General features: G+C 37.8%; 12 protein-coding genes. 1 reads left to right on the top strand and 11 read right to left on the bottom strand.

Going from position 1 to position 21,061, the window contains the following annotated elements:
* Positions 1–9 precede the first annotated feature (9 nt).
* From DSM03_RS12725 to DSM03_RS12675, 11 genes are all read right to left on the bottom strand, one after another.
* Positions 10–2,181 carry a beta-L-arabinofuranosidase domain-containing protein gene (locus tag DSM03_RS12725; protein ID WP_128761984.1) on the bottom strand — a complete coding sequence of 724 codons (2,172 nt, stop codon included), beginning with the start codon at positions 2,179–2,181 and terminating at the stop codon, positions 10–12.
* Between the two features lie 18 nt (positions 2,182–2,199).
* Complete coding sequence (locus tag DSM03_RS12720; protein WP_128761985.1) at positions 2,200–3,171, bottom strand: glycoside hydrolase family 43 protein; 972 nt, start codon at positions 3,169–3,171, stop codon at positions 2,200–2,202.
* 214 nt (positions 3,172–3,385) lie between these two features.
* Entirely contained in the window at positions 3,386–4,498 is a 1,113-nt protein-coding gene (locus tag DSM03_RS12715; RefSeq protein WP_128761986.1) for an alkaline phosphatase, read from the bottom strand.
* Between the two features lie 155 nt (positions 4,499–4,653).
* Positions 4,654–6,102, bottom strand: coding sequence for a Gfo/Idh/MocA family protein (locus DSM03_RS12710; protein WP_128761987.1), 1,449 nt, complete (start codon positions 6,100–6,102; stop codon positions 4,654–4,656).
* An 11-nt stretch (positions 6,103–6,113) separates the two neighbouring features.
* Complete coding sequence (locus DSM03_RS12705; RefSeq protein WP_128761988.1) at positions 6,114–8,387, bottom strand: GH92 family glycosyl hydrolase; 2,274 nt, start codon at positions 8,385–8,387, stop codon at positions 6,114–6,116.
* A 241-nt stretch (positions 8,388–8,628) separates the two neighbouring features.
* Positions 8,629–9,318 (bottom strand): DUF3823 domain-containing protein, encoded by a 690-nt coding sequence (locus DSM03_RS12700; RefSeq protein ID WP_128761989.1) that lies wholly within the window; start codon positions 9,316–9,318, stop codon positions 8,629–8,631.
* A gap of 18 nt (positions 9,319–9,336) precedes the next feature.
* Positions 9,337–11,223 (bottom strand): RagB/SusD family nutrient uptake outer membrane protein, encoded by a 1,887-nt coding sequence (locus DSM03_RS12695; RefSeq protein WP_128761990.1) that lies wholly within the window; start codon positions 11,221–11,223, stop codon positions 9,337–9,339.
* Positions 11,224–11,235: 12 nt separating this feature from the next.
* Entirely contained in the window at positions 11,236–14,379 is a 3,144-nt protein-coding gene (locus DSM03_RS12690) for a SusC/RagA family TonB-linked outer membrane protein (RefSeq protein WP_128761991.1), read from the bottom strand.
* A gap of 717 nt (positions 14,380–15,096) precedes the next feature.
* Complete coding sequence (locus DSM03_RS12685) at positions 15,097–17,601, bottom strand: glutaminase family protein (protein ID WP_236638887.1); 2,505 nt, start codon at positions 17,599–17,601, stop codon at positions 15,097–15,099.
* Positions 17,602–17,746: 145 nt separating this feature from the next.
* Entirely contained in the window at positions 17,747–18,409 is a 663-nt protein-coding gene (locus DSM03_RS12680; protein ID WP_128761992.1) for a basic secretory protein-like protein, read from the bottom strand.
* A 250-nt stretch (positions 18,410–18,659) separates the two neighbouring features.
* The gene (locus tag DSM03_RS12675; protein ID WP_128761993.1) at positions 18,660–19,691 is read right to left on the bottom strand and encodes a LacI family DNA-binding transcriptional regulator; all 1,032 of its coding nucleotides are present in this window, start codon (positions 19,689–19,691) and stop codon (positions 18,660–18,662) included.
* A gap of 371 nt (positions 19,692–20,062) precedes the next feature.
* Here DSM03_RS12675 and DSM03_RS12670 point away from each other — a divergent pair, with 371 nt between their 5' ends.
* A complete protein-coding gene (locus tag DSM03_RS12670; RefSeq protein ID WP_128761994.1) occupies positions 20,063–21,061 on the top strand; it encodes a bile acid:sodium symporter in 999 nt (332 codons plus the stop codon).

The raw sequence follows: 21,061 nt of genomic DNA, 5'->3' as shown, positions 1-21,061 counted from the left end.
TTTAAAGGTTTATTTAGTGATATTCCAAACGGTAGCATTGTCGTCTTCTCCGATTACCGGGAATGCACTGATGCGCAAACGAGCCGCTCCCATAGGGATTAATTCAATTGTTTCTGAAGAATCTTCAGATTTTACAGGACTTTGCTGTAATTCGCCGGCAAGACCATATTGATCTATAGTCCATTGCGGGATGCGTTTTCCCTTTGCTTTTATAACAAGTGGAGCGGCATCAACCGTGAAGGGGTAATCGTCATCTGGCCAAGATTTTGTTTCTATCGTAAAAGAGTCTTCGAGATTATTTTTATCTAAAATCAACCCGTAGTTCCAGGGGGATGCAGGATGTATCTCGTAAGATGGCCATTTTGAAACATCTGCATCTTTTTGCCATTTTGAATCCCAAATAGCAGTTTGTGCACTGTCTTCTTTACTATATTCTTCGTCAATTTTTAATGAGAATGTCAATGGACCATAATCAAGACTTACACTGTTATTATTGGCCTCCCAAGTTCTTAAACTCAATTCCTTTGGAAGTGTTAGTGTTATTTTATCACCATCATTCCATTCTCGATTAATGCGTAAATAAGTATTAACAGAAGGATTAGCTTCAAGCTCTTTGCCATTTAAAGCAACTGAAGCATCTTTTGCCCACGCTGGAATTCTAAAATACAACGGGAATTTAACCGGTTTTGAAGTGTTTACGGTAAAATCTAAACTTTCAGTGAATGGGTAATTTGAATCATTAGTTATCGTTACTTCTTTACCAGCATTCACCTTTGCAGTAACTGAACCTGCAGCGTATAAAACAGCTGCGAGCCCGTTGTCTGGAGTAGCCATAAATAAATTTTCGGTAAAATAAGCCCAGCCTTGTCCGTGATTATGCTGGCAACAACGCGAGCTAAATGGATTCATCATCAAAAACGGTCCGGAATTCGCAATTCCCGGGCTGTGATCTTGATCATCGTTCATAACCATATTAGGACTGGTGATGTAGCGCAGCGATCTAAAATCTGGCATTAGCGCAGCAGGGTAGGTATTAAATGCTACTTCTTCGGCGTGATCTGCCCAGAAAATATCTCCTGTGATGCGCAATAAATGCTCATCAGAATTCATTTGCTCGACCATTCCGCAGGTTTCAACTCCTTGACGCGGATCGCTGTATCCCGGGCGTGCATTTTCATCAGAACCAAACATTCCGCCTGGAACCTGACCAAAATATTCTCTTATGATTTTAAAATCGTCATAAGTAGCTTTTAAGTCTTCTTTATTTTTACTCAGTTGATAGTACTGAGCTGGTTCTCTAAAACCCTGTGCAACATTTACATTGTGCCAGTCAATCAATTTACTATACCATTCAGGAAACTCTGATCCGTCGCGGGTTTCTTTATGATTATGAATCTCATCTAATGAATTGTCATGCTTCGTCCAGTCTGCATTAGTACGATGAATTTTTTCGGCTAAATCCAGTAAAAATTTATCGCCTGTGCGGTTGTACAGCCAGATCACACTGTACAGATTATCACCCCCTCTAAGTGTTTGCCAGTAATGCACACCAGATAACATCTTGTCATCAGGCACACTGTTTTGATACTTAAAATAATTGGTCATCAAATCAATTACACGCTGGTCTTGAGTTGCTTCATAATAAGATTGAAGACAATATAACATGATCATATTTGACCAAAAGTCTTGTGAACCATCACGATCTGAAACCATTTTTGGTCCAAAATTGCCATCCTCACGTTGACTTTTGAGCGCAGCTTCAAACCAGATCTGAGACTCTTTAATCATCAAAGAATCCTGAAGAATATAGCCTGTGTTCGCATAACCTTTTAACCAGTAAGGGACCTCTTCCCACCCCCAAGATCCAGTACCGTCTTCAGACAGCCAAGCGTTATCTTCTTTTTGTAACCAGGCGCTTATTTCACCCAGATTACCCATAAGACCATCTGCTTGTCGCTGTAAGCTTTCTTTAAGCCAGCTCCCTGGTTTTATAGCCCCTAGCGGGAGTTTAATCAGTGGGCTCGGTGTAAGGGGAGCACGATTACTTACATAATTTGCATTAGTGCTAGCAACAGAGGGAACAACGACAGTAGAAATCTCTAGTTTATGTTCTTTAAAATTATCGCAGGAAATCATAAAAAGACAACCGGCAATGACAGCTAAGCACCTTAGTTTTTGCATTCTATGAAATTTTTAAATTTATTGAAGCGGATCTTCAGCAACACCTTCATTTGTGATTTTTACGGGTTTAATATGGCCGTTTTCATCAAAGTGCATTTTGTCTATACAGGTCTCGCGGGAGTTTTGGTCTGTTTCATCAAGGGGTCTGCGATGGTAAACCATATAATAATCTTCAGAGTCCTTAGCATGAATCACACTATGATGCCCTGCACCGGTTGCGATATCAGGATCTTGTTGTAATATTTTATCGACACGTTCAAAAGGTCCAAAAGGAGAATCAGAAATCGCATAGGCAACACTATAATCAGGTCCGGTCCATCCACCTTCAGACCACATGAAGTAGTATTTACCGTCTTTGATAAACATAAATGGTCCTTCAACATAACTTTCAGGAGTGATCTCTTTGAATATGCTTCCGTCATCAAAAGGGATAAAACCGGTGAAGTCATCATTCAGTTTGGCCACATTACAATGTCTCCATCCCCCATAGTATAAGTAATACGAACCGTCTTTATCTTTGAAAACAAACTGATCTATAGGTTGTGCTCCATTATGAAATTTACCAATAAGCGGTTTTCCTAAATGATCTTTAAAAGGACCTTCGGGTGAATCACTAACGGCAACACCAATCCCACCTAATTCAGCGTCACTTTGAATGTCATTGGCTCCAAAAAAGAGGTAGTATTTACTGTCTTTTTTTATGATTGAAGGTGCCCACATGGCACGTTTTGCCCACTTAATTGCAGCGGTATCTAGTATATGCTCATGCTTGGTCCAGTCTGTTAAGTTCGGAGAGGAGAATGCATCTAGAAAAACTTGCTTATCGTAAGGAGCAGAAAAAGTTGGGTAGATGTAATAGGTGTCATCAAATATGATCCCCTCAGGATCTGCATACCAACCGGGGAAAACTGGATTGTTATTAGCAACTTCCTTTTGTGCGCAACTGCTGGTAAGGGTTAATATAGTAAGTATTGAGTATAATGTTTTCATAAAATATAATTGAGGTTTTAAATATAAGCATATGTTAACGTAAAACGTTTTAGTTGCGTAAAATATTTTTGTTTTAAAGACGTTTTCATTCTTTTTTGATCAATCATCAATTTTTAGACTTTTATACATTAAAATCACGAAATGGATAAAGTCTAAATCTTAGCCGTGATTAGGTGTTGTTATAAACAAGAGAAATAAAAATCTATATCTAGATTTACCAGCCTGTTACTTCCAGAATTTTATCAAAAATTGCTGTATTCTCATAAATGCCATCAAAGTGTTCTGCACCGGGTCCAAAGGCAAAAACAGGAATGAGTGTTGCGGAATGACCACCCGTTGAAAATGTAGGGCCTATCTCACTATAGTCACTGTATTCACTACCATCATCTCTCTTTTTCTTTTTTGCAGCTAAAGTGAAACCACCAGTTTCGTGATCTGAAGTTACTATTACTAGCGTGTTACCTTCTTTTTCTGCATAGTCTAATGCTTTTCCAATAGCATTATCAAAGTCAAGAAGTTCAGAAATTAAATACGGAGCGTCATTATTATGACCACCCCAATCTATTTGAGAACCTTCTGCCATCATAAAAAAAGGTGATTTGTCTTTGCTCAAGTACTGAGTGCCCAGGTCTATAGCCTGTGATAGAAAATTTTTACGCCCATCTTCCATTTTAGGCATGCTTCCTTCTGCCAGTAAATACCCCACTTTTTTCTTAGATTTTATATTTTCAAAAACATCAAGAGTATTTGTATTTATAGTAAATCCTTTTTCTTTAAAGCTATTAAGTAGGTTTTGATTGTCTTTTCGTTTATTAAAATATTGAAGCCCTCCACCTGCAAAAAAGTCAATGTCAGAATCAACGAGATATTCTGCGATTTTTTCTTCAGAAGATCTACTTGCTGTATGCGCATAAAAACTTGCGGGTGTAGCATGAGTGATTGAAGAAGTTGCTATCATCCCGGTCTTGACATTTTTTTGCGAAACTAGTTCTACTAAATTCTTTGCATCAGCTTTGTCATCATCTACTCCAATAGCACCATTATACGTCTTGATCCCACAAGCAAATGCTGTAGCTCCAGCAGCAGAATCTGTAACATCTTCTTGAGATGATGACGTTTTTATGAGGCCTATTGTATTAAAGCGAGCATAGTTTGGCATTTGATCTTTAAAGTAAAAGGCTGAGGATATTTGAGATAAACCTGTCCCGTCACTTATCAAGAGAATTACATTTTTTGGTGTTGAGGCTATTTTTTGTGCTTTTTGAGTTGATTTGCAAGATGCCAAAGCAAAGACAAGACAGGTCAAAACAATTCTGATAATTTTCATAAGCATTCTTATTGGAGGTATTTAATATAAAAAGTATGAGTAATTGATAGAAAACTTTAAAAAGTGTTTGGTTATCAATTACTCATACAAAATTTTTATTCAAAAAGGGGTAAGCCTTAGGCAGCAGACCCCGAATTATAATAAAAGCAAAATTTCTATAATTTCCAGCCTTCTCGATAATTACGTTTTACAAACTGATTCGCTTCTTCAAAATTTGTAACACGCATCTTTTCGGCATCCCAAAGCATTTCAATATAACGCCCCGGATATTCTACTCTGCCACCTTCAAGTTCTTTACGAACATCAAAACCTCTAATGGCAAGATTTGCGATCAATAAAGTTTCGGTTAATGGTCCTGCAACACTAAATGGAGAACTCACTTCTTTTTTGCCATAACCTGCAAGAGCAGCTTCTACCCATTGTGCATAATGCCCGTTAGCTTCTCCCGGAACGCGCTCATATTTCTCAGCAACTTTAGTTCTTTCAGTTTTAGAAGTAGGAAGCAACTGTGGATTTTCAGAATACGTACCACACATCATTTTACCTTTAGTTCCTATAAATAATACACCGTTTCCGCCATCACCAAAAACTTCATTAGGACCTAATTCTTCAGGTCGTGCTGGTTGAATACCACCGTCCATCCAGTGTAATTTGATATCGCCTTTAGTCTTATCTGTTTTAGGGAAAGTCATTGTAACGTGGCTAGAAGGAGGGCAGCTATCCGGGAAATATCCGCGTTTAAATTCATCTACATACACACTTCCTACGCTACACTGTACATCTTTAGGATACTTAAGGTTAAGTACACGTACAGGAACTTCAACCAGGTGGCAACCCATGTCTCCTAATGCACCTGTACCGTAATCCCACCAGCCTCGCCAGTTAAAAGGAACTAAACCACCTACATATTCTTTATATGGAGCTGTACCCAACCACAGATCCCAATCCAGTTCATTAGGAACAGTATCTGGGGTTTGAGGCCAAGGGATTCCTTGAGGCCAGACGGGTCTGTCTGTCCAGCAATAAACTTCTTCAATCTCGCCAATAAGTCCTGCATCATACCACTCGCTCATTAAACGGGTACCATTGTTAGAAGCTCCCTGATTTCCCATTTGGGTAACTACCTTATATTTTTCTGCGCCTTCAGTGAGTTGACGTGCTTCATAAATATCGTGAGTTAATGGTTTTTGAACATAAACGTGTTTCCCCATTTTCATTGCAGCCATCGCTTGTACCGCGTGGTTATGGTCTGGAGAAGAAACTGAAACTGCATCTATTTTATCGCCTTCTTTTTCTAGCATTTCGCGATAATCTTTATAATATTTTGCACCAGGAAAGCGAGCTCGAGAGTTTGCGGCTCTGCGATCATCTACATCACACAAAAATGCGATTTCTGCCTTGCCAGAATCTGCAAAACTTTTAATATCACTTTCTCCTTTTCCGCCTACACCAATCCCGGCAACTACTAGTTTATCACTGGGTGCTGTAAAACCTACACCACCTAATACGTGTCTGGGTACAATAGATATACCTAGTGAAGCAATAGATGCTTTTTTAATAAAATCTCTTCTGTGACCAGAATGGGAATTTTTGTTTTCTTTCATGTTTTTGAGTTTTAATTTTCTGTAAGTGAAAAGGGTTTATCTGTTTCTTTTAAGCCTCTGGTTTTATTTGGAGTATTAGTCATTTCTAAATCAAAAGACCCTCCATTTATAATTTGGCTATAAGTTAAATAGTTTTTAGTAAAGATTTCAGAGTTGAGATTGGCTTTGTTGATAAAAACATTTTTATCTGAATTGTTTTTTGCTGAAATCACAAATTCATTGCCATTTTCTAAAGTTATTGTTGTTTTTTCAAAAACCGGACTTCCTAACACATATTCATCTGTGCCTGGGCAAACGCTATAAAAACCCATTGCACTCAAAACATACCACGATGATGTTTGACCCTGGTCTTCATCACCGGGATATCCGTTTTCTGTATAGTTGTAAAGCTTGCTCATTACCTGTCTAGCCCGACTCTGGGTTTTCCAAGGTTGACCGGAATAGTTATAAAGATAGATCATATGTTGAATAGGCTGATTTCCGTGGGCATACTGGCCCATATCTGCTAGTTCCATCTCCGTCATTTCGTGTATTTTTCCGCCGTAAGTACCTACATGCACCGTATTAGGAACACTAAAAACCGAGTCCATTTTTGCGTTAAATTGCTGTTCACCTCCCATAAGATCTATCAAGCCTTTAGGATCCTGAAAAACAGACCATACATAATGCCAGGCATTTCCTTCAGTGAAGGGACCGCCCCATTCGTAGGCATCAAAATCTTCAACCCAATTTCCGTTTGCTTTTCGGCCACGCATAAATCCTACTGAGTCATCCCACACATTTTTATAGTTGTACATCTGACGACCAAATATATTTTCATAAAAAGCATTACCCGTCATTTTTGCCAAATTGTATGCGCAGAAGTCATCATAGGCATACTCCAAGGTTTTTGCAGTAGCCTCTCCATATTTTGGGTAGGGAACATAACCCAGCGTATAGTATTCTTTATGACCATGGCGCCCATTTGCCGGTCCCCAAGGGCCTTTCTCTGTAGCTTCGTGGTAATAAGCTTTTAAAGCTTTTTCAGGATCAAAAGTGTGTATACCTTTTGCCCAGGCATCTGCTAAAAGTGAGATGGCGTGATTGCCTATCATACTACCTGCTTCACTAGGGAAGGACCAGGAGGGTAGCCACCCACATTGCTCATATGCATCTAAAATAGCTGCGACATAGCGACCGTGCATTTCTGGATAAAGCAAAGCATTGAGTGGAAATTGAGCGCGAAATGTATCCCAAAAACCAGTATCTGTATACATATAGCCCTCATGAACCTTTCCGTCATATGGACTGAAATAATAAGGCTCTCCGGCCTCATTGATTTCATAGAATTTTCTGGAGAATAAACTCGCTCTAAAAAAACAAGAGTAGAATGTTTTAAAGTTGGTTTCAGAACCTCCTTCAACACGTATTTTACTCAGATGAGTACTCCATATTTTTTTTGCTTTAGCCCCTGTCGCTTCAAGATTTTTGGCTTTGCCTAATTCAGATTTTAAAGTAACCTCAGCTTGTTTAAGGCTTATGTAAGAAGAAGCGATTTTTGCCTGAACTTTAGCGCCATCTTTAAACTGAAGATATGCTCCTTTGCCTTTACCTTCGGCAGCAATTGCTTGATCCTTTTTTTCGCCAGTTGTATTATCCCAGGTGCCAAAAGTTTTAAAAGGCTTGTCAAACTGAATAATGAAGTAATTTTTAAAATGCTCAAAGCGATCCATACCGCGACCATTATGTACATAACCGGTTATGCGTTTATTTTTCTTGTCTATGTTTATGCTGCTAAGACCTGTATACCCATCCAGTACGAGAAATGCTTTCTGATTTTTAGGATAAGAAAACCGCATGTGAACCCCGCGTTCTGTAGGAGCCATTTCGGTATTTACGCCATTTTCTAAAGAGACTTGATAGTAATGCGGTTTTGCAGTTTCATTATCGTGAGAAAATCCAGATTGCCGATCATTCTCATTCAATTTTAAGGTTTGAGTTACGGGCATTAAAGAGAAAACGGCATAATCGTTACTCCAAGAACTGCATTGATGCGCTTGCTGAAAACCTCTAATGGTTTCTTTGAAATATTGATATTTCCAGCCATCACCGTTGTTACCGGTTTGGGGAGTCCACGTATTCATCCCAAAAGGAAGAGCTGTAGTTGGATAGGTGTTTCCGCGGGTTAATTCATGTTTAGAATTTGTTCCCTGTAATGTATTGACATAATCTGCCAGCTCTTGCTGTGCAGTTAATTTTAAGCAGCCGGTAAAAATGATTAGAAGTACACTAAATCTAACTATCATAATTATGGTTTAATACGCCTATATCATTCAGAAAATTGAATGTAAATCTACATCGATTGATAAATACTGGTTTAAATATAGTAAAACGTTTTACTTTATCTTGATTTGATGGAATAGGAATTTTAGGTTTTAACATTTATATTCGTAAAGGGCACAATAGTTATTGATTTTTTAAAAGAAAAAGATTTTCCGTGTACACGTACACGGAAAATCTTTAGGGCTATGCAAACAAATAGATTTTTTACAGATCAAGTTTTTGAACCGGGCAGAATAATAAATCTTCTACACCGTCTATTTTTACACCAATTCTTGCGAAGATGTAATCTTTATCATAATTATCAGGTAATGTTGTGTTTCCGGAAACCCTACCAGTATTTACTTCCAGATCACTAAAACCTAAATTATAATCTCCGTTATTTGATACAAACTGCGTATCGTTAATGTATAATCTTGCAAATTCTATAGTACGCGCGTCTGCATCTGTAATGACCTGCGTATAATTAGCGCTTCCGGTAATTGTTGAACCAGATGCGCTAAACTGTGAACTATTCAGCATATAATAGGGTAGGACCTCAAAATCCATTTCTGTGTTTCCACGAATTGAAATAAAGATGGTGTCGCCTTGCTGTTCATTAACCTCATAGGCTTTAAAAGGTCCCTGACCGTTAAGGAATTTCAGCTTATAATCCCCGTCAAAAAAGCGACCGCTAAACGAGCCATCTGTATCCAGATGTACATCTAATGGAGCCAGATTACCAAATCCTGGTTGAAAAAGTTGAAAACGAACTTCACGTGCTCCTACTTCAATAGGTTCGCCGTTATAGACGATACGCCCGGTAAAAAACGACTCTGGTTCATCGTAGTTGTCAATCTCGCAGGAAGCAAAAATCAGTGCCAATGCAGATAAATATAGATAGTGTCTTATTTTCATAATCGTACGATTTAAATATTATTGATTAGGGTTTCTTACTATAAGTGGATTATTATTTAAAATATCCTGCCCTATCTCTGAGTAGTAATTTCCAAATTGAAAGCGGTCTGCACCGGTTACCCGGTTAGGCTTTACAATTTTGTAAAGATAATCACCATCATTAGGATCTCCCGGATTGTAATATTTATAAGGCCAGAGACCGAAGGGTTGCGTTAGCCTCTTAGTAGCATCACCTATATTTTGAGTAATTGTTGAAGCATCCATAGGAGTTCCGTCCAGAACTTGATGTGCGATTCTCCATCTTTTAAGATCAAAGAAATGTAAGCCTTCAAAAGCAAACTCTACAAAACGCTCGTGAACGATGCGATCAAAAGTGATATCTGTAGCAGTAAGGTCTGTCATGATACCTGCACGAGAACGTACTTGGTTGAGGTAACCTGCGGCAACAGCCGGTTGGTCTAATTCAAAAGCAGCTTCAGCAGCATTTAATAAAACCTCAGCATAGCGATAACGTATAAACCATACATCACTCTGTGTACCACGCTGACCTGAACCAGCTTTAGGATCTTGATATTTACGAATGTAAAAACCTGTTTGTGCGGTAAATTCTAGTCCGTCAATAGGACCATCAAAACCTACAACCTGAACCTGTCCTGTACTTCCCGGAAGTTCTTTTTCCTGACCTCTTGAATCGCCACTAACGATGGAACCATCTGCTAACTGAACACCAGCCCAGATATCAACAGGGCGTCCTTTAAAAGAAGACCCCGGTACAATAACAGTACCTTTTAAGCGCGCATCGCGACCGTCAAAAATGTCCTGAGGACTCTCATAGAATACAGGATCTCCTGATGTTGTTGTAGTTTCAAAGGCTTTGTATTGGCCATCTAAAGTTTCAAAAGATTGAACTAAACTAAGAGCTGGATTGATGCGACCACCTTCTTCTTCTTCAGCACCAAAACGCGGCTGGTTTGCAATGGTAAAACTGTGCACTTTACCGCTTTGTAGTTTATAATCTTCTACAAAAATGGCTTCAGGATTATTAGATTTATCGTAGAAAATACTTGCGAAATTATCAGAAAGATCTGGTTTCTTTTCATATAATGAGTAATTACCTACATCTCCATTAATAATAGCTTGAGCTGCAGTTAAAGCAATATCATAATATGCATCTGCTTTAGAAGTCGGGATGCCTACTTCTCCACCGGGTAAAGATACCTGTGGAGTTGAAGCTCCGTATTTTGCAATAGAACCAGCATACAATGCAGCTCTTGCTTTCATAGCCAGAACAGCACCTTTACTTGCTCTTGATTTTGTATTTACATCAGCCGGTAGATCTGCTAAAATCGCATCTGCTTCATTTAAAATGAAGTCATAAATCGCAGCTTCGGTCTCTCTGGGATGTTGTAAATAGGTAGCATCACCACTAAAGTCATAGGTTTCAGATTCGAGAATAAGCGGTACGCCACCCATACGTTTTACTAAGGTGAAATAGTAAGATGCTCTTAAAAATCGACCTTCGGCAGCAAAACGAGCTTTGTCAGAAGGATCAAGAGCTTCAGAAAGTTCAAGTCGTTCTAAAAATAAATTCATTTCCCTGATATAACCATAATCCCATGTTCCCCAGTCCCCATAGCCGTAACCTCCATTTTGGAAGTATCCATATCTACCTGCTTCAGACCAGAAAGCAACATTAAACTGAGCCAGAGAAGACCAGTCTTCTACTGTACCAAAATCATAATACCGATTATATAGGTTTGCCAATACCGATAGAACTATATCCGGACTGCCAAAGGCTTGATCCTGGGTTAAGATATTTGTGGGTTCTCGATCTAGAAATTCGCTGTCTGATGTACAACTGCCCAACAGAAAAGGAATCATTAAAAAGTATATATATTTTTTCATTGCATTCATTTTTTAAAGTGAAAGATTTACTCCTACGTTTATGAATTTATTTTGCGGATACTGTAAACCGTTGGCATCAGATATCTCAGGGTCTACACCAAATTCAGCAAGATTGTCTATAGAGAAAAGATTGTATGCATTTACATAGAAGCGTGCTCTCGATACATTGATTTTTTTAAGTAGATCATCTGGTAATGAATATCCAAGCTCTAGGGTACGAGCTCTTATATAAGTAACATTATGCAACCAAAAGGTGGAATTCTTGTTGTAATTGCTGTGCCCACCATCGTTAAAACGCAATGCAGGATATTTACCGGGAATCCATTCACTACTTGGGTCAAATGGGTCTGCCCGTCGCCATCTGTCTAAGAAGATTTTATTTAACGCACCGTTGTTCTGGTATGCCCAGCGTTGTTCCCAGTTTTGATTCCAGGAGTAGCCAGAAGCACCAGAGAAGTCAGCTCTTAAATCAAATCCTTTATAAGCAGCAGAAAGACTAAAACCGAAGTTTATTAACGGGTTGTAATTGTTATAACCTATTGGCGTCTCATCATAACCATCTATACGACCATCTCCATTTACATCTTTATAAATAATATCACCGGGTAGTAACGTACTGTTTCCGCGACCGTCAACATCTACCGGATAGTTATCGATCTCTTCTTGTGACTGAAACTGGCCAAGTGCCGTGTAGCCCCAGAAAATTGTATTATATCTGTTTTCTGAAGATGCACGGTACTGCTGATACGAGTTGTCAAACCTAGGTTTGTACGACTCTAAAAATTTGCTTCTTGAGAGAGAAGCATTACCAGAAACGTTGAAAGATACTTCACCAAAATTTGTAGAATAAGACAATGCACCTTCAACACCGAATTGCGCGTCAGAATTTACATTCTCATCAGGAAGTCCATAACCCAATTCGTTAGGAATAAGGATGTCGTATTTGCGACCTCTTAAGCCGGTTCTCTTTCTGTAAAAATAATCAACAGAACCAGATAGTTTAGAGTCAAACAAGTAGAAGTCTGCACCTATATCTGTTATCTTACTCTTAAACCAGGAAATATTAGTAATAGGCTGTCCTTTATCACGACTTGCGATAACGGGGTTTCCGTCTAAGATCGCAACACCTTGATTGTAGTTGTAACCGGTTAGATAATCATAAGCACCAATGCCAATGTTATCATCACCAAGTACTCCATAAGACCCTCTAAGTTTTAGGTTGTTTAAAACACTATCATCACCTATTAACTCTTTAAAAAACTCTTCTTCAGTGATTCTCCACCCGGCAGAAGCCGAAGGAAAATACCCCACACGCTTATCTGGAGCAAACTTCCAAGAAGCATCACGCCTCGCTGAAACCTCGAGATAGTATTTGTCTTTGTAATTATAGTTTAAGCGCCCAATGTATCCTATACGCGCTTCTTCATTATCAGAATCGTCATAAGCATCTGTATCTGAAAAATAGATGAGTGGTAACGTATTGGTCTTAGGAACTGCGTGTACCCACTGCTCCTGATATCTGGCTTCTTGTCTTTCAACAATAAACAAACCTTCTAGAGAGTGATCACCAAATTTGCGCTTGTACTGTAACTGTCCCTGATAAATATTACGCAAAACCTTACGCGTTCTACGTTCTCTCCAAGGGTTTGAGCTTCCGCCTGTAACATTATACACGTCATTTTCGGGATCGTATGTGTAAGCATCATAAGTATATTCGTGACCATTGAGTACACGGTCTGCGATGTAATAAGAATACATTCCCTTTGCCTTTAAGCCTTTTACACCGGGAATATCATATTCTGCAGAAAAATTAGTTTGTAACACACGCCAGATATCTTCTGCATAACCACCTATTTTAAAATTATGAAGTGCCCAGTTAGTTTCATTATGGCCTATGTCATTTAAATATTCTGGATTATCATTGGCATAAGGCCGTTCAAATGGACGGTTACGTAAGATCGCAAAGCGAGGTAACCAGTAATCATCTGCTCCCGGAATTCCTGGATTCTTACGTGTCTCTACACGACCATTTATTTGTACACCTACCTTAAGACGGTCTGTAATATTAGCATCTACATTACTCTGAATGTTACTTCTCTTGAATGTAAATTCGTCACCCAAAACAGACTCTTGATCTAAATGGGTTGCAGACAAATAGTAACTGATGTTTTCAGAACCACCGGTCGCACTCACATTCACATTAGTAAGCGGAGCATTTTTCTTTATTATAAAATCTTTCCAGTTAAAAGATTGGTAACCGCGCTCTGTACCTATTCGGTATTTCTCAAGTTCTTCAGTGGTGATGCCTGTGGAGCCAAACTGATTCACTTCGGCCTCAGCCTTACCCAACATCCACTGGTACGAGTCGTTAACTGTCTCCGGGAAACGTGACCAGTTTTGCCAGCCTACATAAGCATTCACATTTACGGTATTTTTAACCCCTTTTCGACCTTTTTTAGTCGTTACCACAACTACACCATTGGCAGCACGCACCCCGTAGACAGCGGCTGATGCATCTTTAAGAACTGTGATACTTTCTATATCATTAGGTGAGATGTTGTTAAACTGGCCTTCATCTTGTTGTATACCATCTATAACATAGAGCGGTGTACCCATGTTACGTATTTGTATTGAAGCGCTCGCCCCAGGACGCCCGTCATTCATTCGGAAACTTACTCCGGGAATTTTACCTGCCAGCCCAGAACTAACAGTAGCACCACCGTGTACCTTCTCCAGATCTTCACTGGTGATGGTAGCAATAGAACCGGTAATAGACTTTTTATCCTGAGTAGAATAGCCTGTTACGACCACCGCATCGAGGCCAGCAATGTCCTCCTCTAGAGCTACATCAAGCTGTGTCTGGCCATCAACAGCAACTTCCTTTGTTTTAAAGCCGACATAGCTAAAAACCAAAGTAGCGTCTGGAGCTGCAGTTATACTATAATTACCATCAAAGTCTGTTGTTGTACCTCGTGTAGTACCTTTAACAATTATAGTAATATAGGGGAGCGGTCCCGGATTTTCTTCACTGGCACTGCTCACATTTCCTTCTATGGTTATGGTTTCTTGTGCGTGTATGTTTTGAAAACACAGTATACAAAAAGTCAGCATCAAAAATGGATGCCATTTAATTGATTTCAGTAGATGTTTTTTCATTGAGTTTCATTTTTGTGAGAATTAGTTATTGTTCCTGATTGTTAATTTTTTATTAATCAACGTTGATTACGATAACGATATCGTAAAGAGAAAACGAATTTAATAAAACGTTTTATGTAAAATAAAAATAAAAGTAGTTTTTACGCTTAATACTTAAAATTGACGTAATTAGTAGTGTTTAGGACAAATTGTACTTATAATTTTCAATTTATAATATAGAATAGATTACAAATCGAAACTATAACGTTTGATTTTTTAGAGCTTAAATCAAATCATCTCAAATACCTATGTTTTTGTTTCAGCAGTCGATAAGCTGAAATAAAAAGTCGTCAGTTAGTTAATTTTTTTAACAGAATCATGGTAATTTCTAACAAACTGAAATTTTGAAAGTGGATATAGACTTTTAGTTTTATGAATCTGAGATCCTATTATTGATTAAAATAAGAAGCTAAGGAATGGAATGATTTAGCTAGTTTACTCGATAATCGAGATTAGATGTTTCGAGACCTGTCTCGTTCTTAAACTGTATTGTTCAGTTTAATGCTTCGCTAGCTTGCTGCGAAGTAGTTTTACTATTTTTTGAATTGTAGCCAAAAAAAAGCGGAGTGGAACTCCGCTTGAATTGATTAACGCTAATTAATCTGTAATTGAAATAAGAATATTTAGGCCTGCTTAAAAGTCTCAACGTTGAATATAGAGACTTGTCTAAGCTAAGATTTAGTTGTTTAACTTATTATCCTTAAGCATTTTGATAAAATAGCCACCTACTACAGAGCGAGCTTTAAATCCTACTTTATCTCCATTTGTGGTTTCGTGCCAGTCAGTAAGTGGAACACGCTGTGAAGTAGTGTTTGCAAAATCCCACACCGGCTCCATCAAAGCTTTAAAATCAGCATCATTATGAGCAAGCGTAGCTGTCCATAAAATCCAGTCAGATTTTGTGTAGGTTTTTCTACTATCTAATGGTAGGCCATAAGCTTCCTGCTTGTTAAGATAATAAGCAACTTCAGTTTTCTGAACGTCTTTTGGGAAAATGTCAAGACCTAAAATCTCATCCCATACAAGATTATATTTCTGACTCCAACTGCCTTCACTTTCAAAAGCAAGGGTATAATGATCACCGTCTGCGGCGATATTCTTCCATTTCTGAGCCATATCTTTTGCTGCTGCCGTATATTTTTCTGCTGTCTCCTTATTGTCTAACATCTCTGCTAATTTTCCATACGAGGCGATAGCCATAATGGCTTTTACTGAGAGGTTTGCATTACGCGCTAAATGCCCGGCAAAATCATCTGTAGAAAGTTGGTTTGCAGGGTCAAAACCGCTTTGCATTAAATAATCTGCCCAAGTTGTTAGGGTAGCCCAGTGCGCTTTTGCGTAATCTGCATTTCCTTCGGCTTGTGCAATGGCAGCAGTAAGAATCAGCATGTTTCCGGCTTCTTCTACAGGCATATCTTCACCATAAGTTTGACCGGTAGCAATAGGATATGTACCAAGGTCATGAGCTGGGAAAGGCTTTTTCCATTTTCCGCTTTCACTATAATAAAAGATCCCGTTAAGCATTCCTTTTAAAAGATCTGGATTATATACTAGAAATAAAGGAGCAGAAGGATAGGTGACGTCTACTGTATTGATAGAACCGTTACTGTTGTTTTCTTTAGAAAGAAAAAGAATATCTCCATTAGGCGCTTCTACAAGAATGTGCGCAGCAATAGCTTGTCTATATGCTGTGACACAGAGATCTGCATATTTTTCACCACCAGATTCCAGAGCATCTTTATAAAGTTGTTCGTCAAAGTTGTGCACTTTGCTAATTACGCTTTCATAATCAGTGTAGGCTTTAGTCAACTCTTGATCCATAGTTGCACCATCTTTAGACCACCAGGGTTTTAGATTGTTTCCAAAGTAATTAACTGCTTCATACTGATCATAACCTATCATAAATAGTTGCTCGCTACCTTCACTATTAATTTCGCCAAGATCTGCAACCGTATTTAAAATTAAATTTTTACCAGTAGTTTTCTCGTTTGTATCTAAAATTTCTCCAGAGACAAAAGCATCCAGACCCTGAGCAGTTTCTGAGATGTACTGTGTTGTATTTGCTGATGGAGCAGCTACATAAAGATATCCCCAATCTATACGTAAATCGTCACCTCTTTTTTCAAGAACCGGTTGAGAAGTTGTGCCAGCTTTTAATACCGTTAGATCTCCGTTAGTATATTCTGAAACTTCAACTTCCTGAACTTCCTGATTAACTGCAATTGCTGAAGAAGCACCTAGATAAAGTTTTGCATTATGACTTTCATCTCCATAAACTTTTACATTGATATACGAGATGGGTCTGCTGTAAATATCCAGATCTTCTATAAGCAGGGGAGAAGTAAACGTGATTGCAATCTGAGTACCGTCTGCATCAAATGTATACTCGGTTTGATTGGCTCTTAATGCAACATTAAGCTGTTTAGCTTTTTGAATTTCTATATTATTTTCTGATTTAGCCTCGGTAACTAAACCTGCATCCAGAAATTGACCGCCAGCAGTATTGCGTATGTGAATAGCTAAAACATTTCCAGTAGGTTTAAGGGTGCTTATAGCTTCCTTAGAAACCGGAAGGTATTTGTAGCTATCTAGCCAACCTTTAATATCTGCAACCTGTACACCATTTATCCAGGCTTTTACGTTGTCATCGTGACTTAATTTTAAATAAAGAGTTTCAAGGTCTGTACTTTCTAAATTAAAGGTACGGCGGTAATACAAGTCATCACTCGTCCAAGATGTTTCAGCCATACTTTTATTATCGCTAAAGGGAGCTTCGCCGGTTTTCCATGGAGTAGCATCATAATCTGTCTTGACCCAATTATCATCAGGCTTAGTTTCAGAATAAGAAACAATATAGGTTTCTTCATCTGAAGCCGGTAGTACAGCATCCCAAACCTTACTTTCCATGCCTAAAAACTGATAGAATTTATCATCTAACTGAAGCACGCCGGTAAGGGAATGGTCTTTCTCTGTCCAATGTTTTGTAGGGCTTCCGTTCAACTCATCACCCATAGACCAGATACTCAGGTATGGGTCATGTGTAATTAGAGGATAGGCCGGAGCTCGTAAAGAGGCACTTCCTGAAATTACATCGTTTTCGTTTTGGGCTGTAGTTTGTTGCTCTTTGCAGGAGTATGCAAATACGCATAAGAGACTCAGCATCAATAAACTGTTTTTCTTCATAATTTAAAATTTGATTATTTCTGGTTTTTCTCTACAACGTGGAATATAATTTTTGAATGTCCCTTCACTATTCTCAAATTATTCATGGTGTTACTTTGTTGAAATATCCTAAACCCCTTGAAAAGGGTTTAGGATATAAGGCTTATTAAGAATTCACACTAGGTTTAGATGCATATTCCTGCCAAAGTTCATCTACAGTTTTACCTGTATAATCCTTCCAAGTCTGAAGTGTATATTTTTTATTACGCAAATCATAATCTAGTTTTTTAACCAGATTCTTATCATAATTTTGAGTAATCCAAAGCAAGAAACGCGCAGTGATTCTATAGCTATTCTCATAATTTTGATTAGGACTAAAAGGGGTTAATGACCATCCTGCTCCGTCGTTATCTAAGGCATACTTATAGCGTACATAATCTGCGATTCCTTCCGTCAACCAGCCGGGGCCGGCTCCGCCTGGATATGATTGAACTAAGTGCATCAATTCGTGGGTTACTAAATCAAGATCTTCGGGTTTTTTATGAAGCCAAGCTGAACTAATAGTGATCGCTCCCTGATGTGCATAAGCAACACCATCATAAGCCGTATCAATTTTAATGGTCACATGCTTCTGAGAATTTTTATTGAAATCCTTTACCAGTTTTGGATATACTTTTTTAAAGATTTTCTCAATTCCTTTTTGAATTGAAGGATCTAAGGTATCATCTTGACTCGTATAGGTTAATGTATACTTTTGTGCTTGTAAATTGCCAGAAATTACAACCGCGATTAAAGCGAGTATGTAATATTTAGAAAGTGTTTTTATCATTTTTTAAAGATTTAGGTTACTTTATTTTAGGGATTTATAATGATTTTAAAATGGTAAAACGTTTTACTACATTGGGTGGATTGTTCTTAAATTGAGTCGATATGTTGCTCTAGTAACTCAAGCTTTCAAAAGTAATTCTTAAAGGAAATGATGAGCGCACAATCTATCTCAAAGACTATACAATTCATCTCATTAATAGTAAAATCACCATTTGACCAACTTTGAAGAAGGAAAAATTGATTATTAAAAATTAAGTGTTTCTTTTAGAAGAATCTCTAGGAGTAAGGGTAGCTTCAAGAACAGTTTGCATTAACGGAGTTTCTTTGTCCTTTGTCTTCTTTAATAGTTTAAACATAATACGCATCAATTCTTCTCCCATTTCCTGCAAAGGTTGTGCTACTGCAGATATAGATGGTGTATTGATTTTGAAAAAGTCATTATCATCAAAAGTGAGAATACCCAAATTATAAATCAATTTGGGGTCAATATCTTTAATAATCTCAAGAGCAGTTTGTGTCAGGTAGTTTGTAGAGAAGAAAACAGCATCTATATTCTCTTTTTGAGTCAATAGGTTTTTAACGCTGTCTTTACCTTTTTGTTTTCGTATATCATCAAATGATAATTCAAGAACCTGGTTAGAAAGTCCGGCCTCATCTACCGCATCTCGGTAGCCTCTTGCGCGGTCAAGCATTTGCATTTGTTTTGTATCTATTGATATGAACGCAATATTCTTAAAGCCGTTATCAATTAAATGTTGCGTACCTTTTTTAGAAGCACCGTAGTTGTCAATTACTACGTGATTCATTGGGGAACCTTTAAAATAACGATCGCCTAAAACCACTGGGACGTCACTCTTTATCAGATTTTCTATATCTTTTTGTATTCCGGGAGATGGGATTACGATAAAGCCATCTACCTGACGTTCATGAAAAAGCGTAATGAGTTCGCGAGAACGTTTGTCGTTATTTTCGGTACTGCAAAAAAGCACTTTATATCCTTTTTGATATGCAATTTCTTCAATGATTCTTGCGATTTTTGCAAAGAACGGGTTGCCGATATCTTCTACCATAAACACCAGAATTTTACTTTTTCCGGTACGGAGGCTTTGAGCTATTTGATTCGGGCGGTAATTAATCTCTTCAGCATAATCTTCTATCTTTTTAATTACTTCTTTTGAGATCTTACGTTCTTCGCCTTTTCCATTTAAAACAAATGAGATGGTAGTTATAGAAACATTAAGGGCTTTAGCTATATCTTTTATTGAAGGTCTTTTTTGCTTCATTTAGTAATTTATTATGCTTAAGATTTAGTAAACATCAATCACTTTTAAAGTGAGTAGTTTTTTAAATCTGTTCTCCAGCAAGTGGAATTTGTAACAGAAATAACTATTTAGAAAGTTGACTCAATAACTATTTATATTTCTGCCGGTTAGTTTTATTGATTATAAAAATATTGATTACAATTCTATTATAGTTGATTTTTTAGACCAAAAGCAATTTTGAGACAATTAGTTGCACAAGTTTGCTTTAAAATCCTACCTAAGAAGAATTATATCTGAGCAAAACAGATTGGTAACGGTTTTTTCTAAGACTCCTTTCTGGTTTAAATTTGAACACTTATACTAAAGGTAACTCCTATTTTACAAGATCATATATGCGCATTAAGTTAGACAAATTTGTAGTCTCAATTATCATAATAATTATAGTTGCCTATTTTTTTCCGCAATGGGGTTTAGAGTCGAGTCCGGTTCCTCTTGATTTAATAGGAACCTTAGGTATTTCTCTGATTTTCTTTTTTTATGGATTGAAGTTGAGTCCGCAAAAATTAAAGGCGGGTTTGAGTAATTACAAATTACACATTCTGGTACAAGCGTCTACTTTTTTACTATTCCCAGTTTTGGTTTTGTTGTTTAGACCCTTAATTCAAAATGAGGAACAGGAGATCATTTGGCTGGCATTCTTTTTTCTGGCTGCTTTGCCTTCTACAGTAAGTTCTTCTGTGGTCATGGTTTCTTTAGCAAAAGGGAATATTCCGGCTGCGATTTTTAATGCGAGTATTTCAGGTATTATAGGGATTGCGATTACGCCTTTGTGGATAGGACTTTTTGTGACTGAAATCGCAAGTGATTTTGATTTCAGCACGATCTATTCAAAATTACTTCTTCAGATTTTGCTTCCCGTAATTGTGGGAGTGCTCCTGCAAAAATATTGGGGCGATTTTATTAGAAAGCACACCAGTAAACTCACGCTTTTTGATAAGAGTATTATTCTGTTGATCATTTATAAAAGCTTTGCAGAATCGTTTGCTGATAATTTATTCACAAGTGTTTCAATCTTTGATTTAATCCTTCTATTTGCTGGTGTTATAGGTGTATTTGTTGTTGTCTTTTTAATTACTGGATTGATCGCAAAACTTCTAGGATTTAATATGGAAGACCGTATCACCGCTCAGTTTTGCGGTACCAAAAAATCGCTGGTTCACGGAACCGTTTTTTCTAAAATTCTCTTCGGTAATATGGCCGGTTTAGGACTTATATTACTGCCTTTAATGCTTTTTCACGCTTCACAAATTATGATTATAAGCGCTATAGCTTCGCGTTTTGCCAGAAAAGTGGATGTCGAAAAAGCAAACGAAATAGCCCCTGAAGCGTAA

Source organism: Leeuwenhoekiella aestuarii (assembly GCF_004104055.1).
In the GTDB taxonomy this organism is placed as follows: Bacteria; Bacteroidota; Bacteroidia; order Flavobacteriales; family Flavobacteriaceae; genus Leeuwenhoekiella; species Leeuwenhoekiella aestuarii.
The sequence above is the reverse complement of the archived record's forward strand: the minus strand, read 5'-3'. Positions and strand labels throughout refer to the sequence as shown.

Bases quoted from the DNA above. Each gene is read 5' to 3' on its own strand.
- DSM03_RS12715 (WP_128761986.1), bottom strand. From the start codon at position 4,498: ATGAAAATTATCAGAATTGTTTTGACCTGTCTTGTCTTTGCTTTGGCA.
- DSM03_RS12720 (WP_128761985.1), bottom strand. From the start codon at position 3,171: ATGAAAACATTATACTCAATACTTACTATATTAACCCTTACCAGCAGT.
- DSM03_RS12700 (WP_128761989.1), bottom strand. From the start codon at position 9,318: ATGAAAATAAGACACTATCTATATTTATCTGCATTGGCACTGATTTTT.
- DSM03_RS12710 (WP_128761987.1), bottom strand. From the start codon at position 6,102: ATGAAAGAAAACAAAAATTCCCATTCTGGTCACAGAAGAGATTTTATT.
- DSM03_RS12670 (WP_128761994.1), top strand. From the start codon at position 20,063: ATGCGCATTAAGTTAGACAAATTTGTAGTCTCAATTATCATAATAATT.
- DSM03_RS12690 (WP_128761991.1), bottom strand. From the start codon at position 14,379: ATGAAAAAACATCTACTGAAATCAATTAAATGGCATCCATTTTTGATG.
- DSM03_RS12680 (WP_128761992.1), bottom strand. From the start codon at position 18,409: ATGATAAAAACACTTTCTAAATATTACATACTCGCTTTAATCGCGGTT.
- DSM03_RS12705 (WP_128761988.1), bottom strand. From the start codon at position 8,387: ATGATAGTTAGATTTAGTGTACTTCTAATCATTTTTACCGGCTGCTTA.
- DSM03_RS12685 (WP_236638887.1), bottom strand. From the start codon at position 17,601: ATGAAGAAAAACAGTTTATTGATGCTGAGTCTCTTATGCGTATTTGCA.
- DSM03_RS12675 (WP_128761993.1), bottom strand. From the start codon at position 19,691: ATGAAGCAAAAAAGACCTTCAATAAAAGATATAGCTAAAGCCCTTAAT.
- DSM03_RS12725 (WP_128761984.1), bottom strand. From the start codon at position 2,181: ATGCAAAAACTAAGGTGCTTAGCTGTCATTGCCGGTTGTCTTTTTATG.
- DSM03_RS12695 (WP_128761990.1), bottom strand. From the start codon at position 11,223: ATGAAAAAATATATATACTTTTTAATGATTCCTTTTCTGTTGGGCAGT.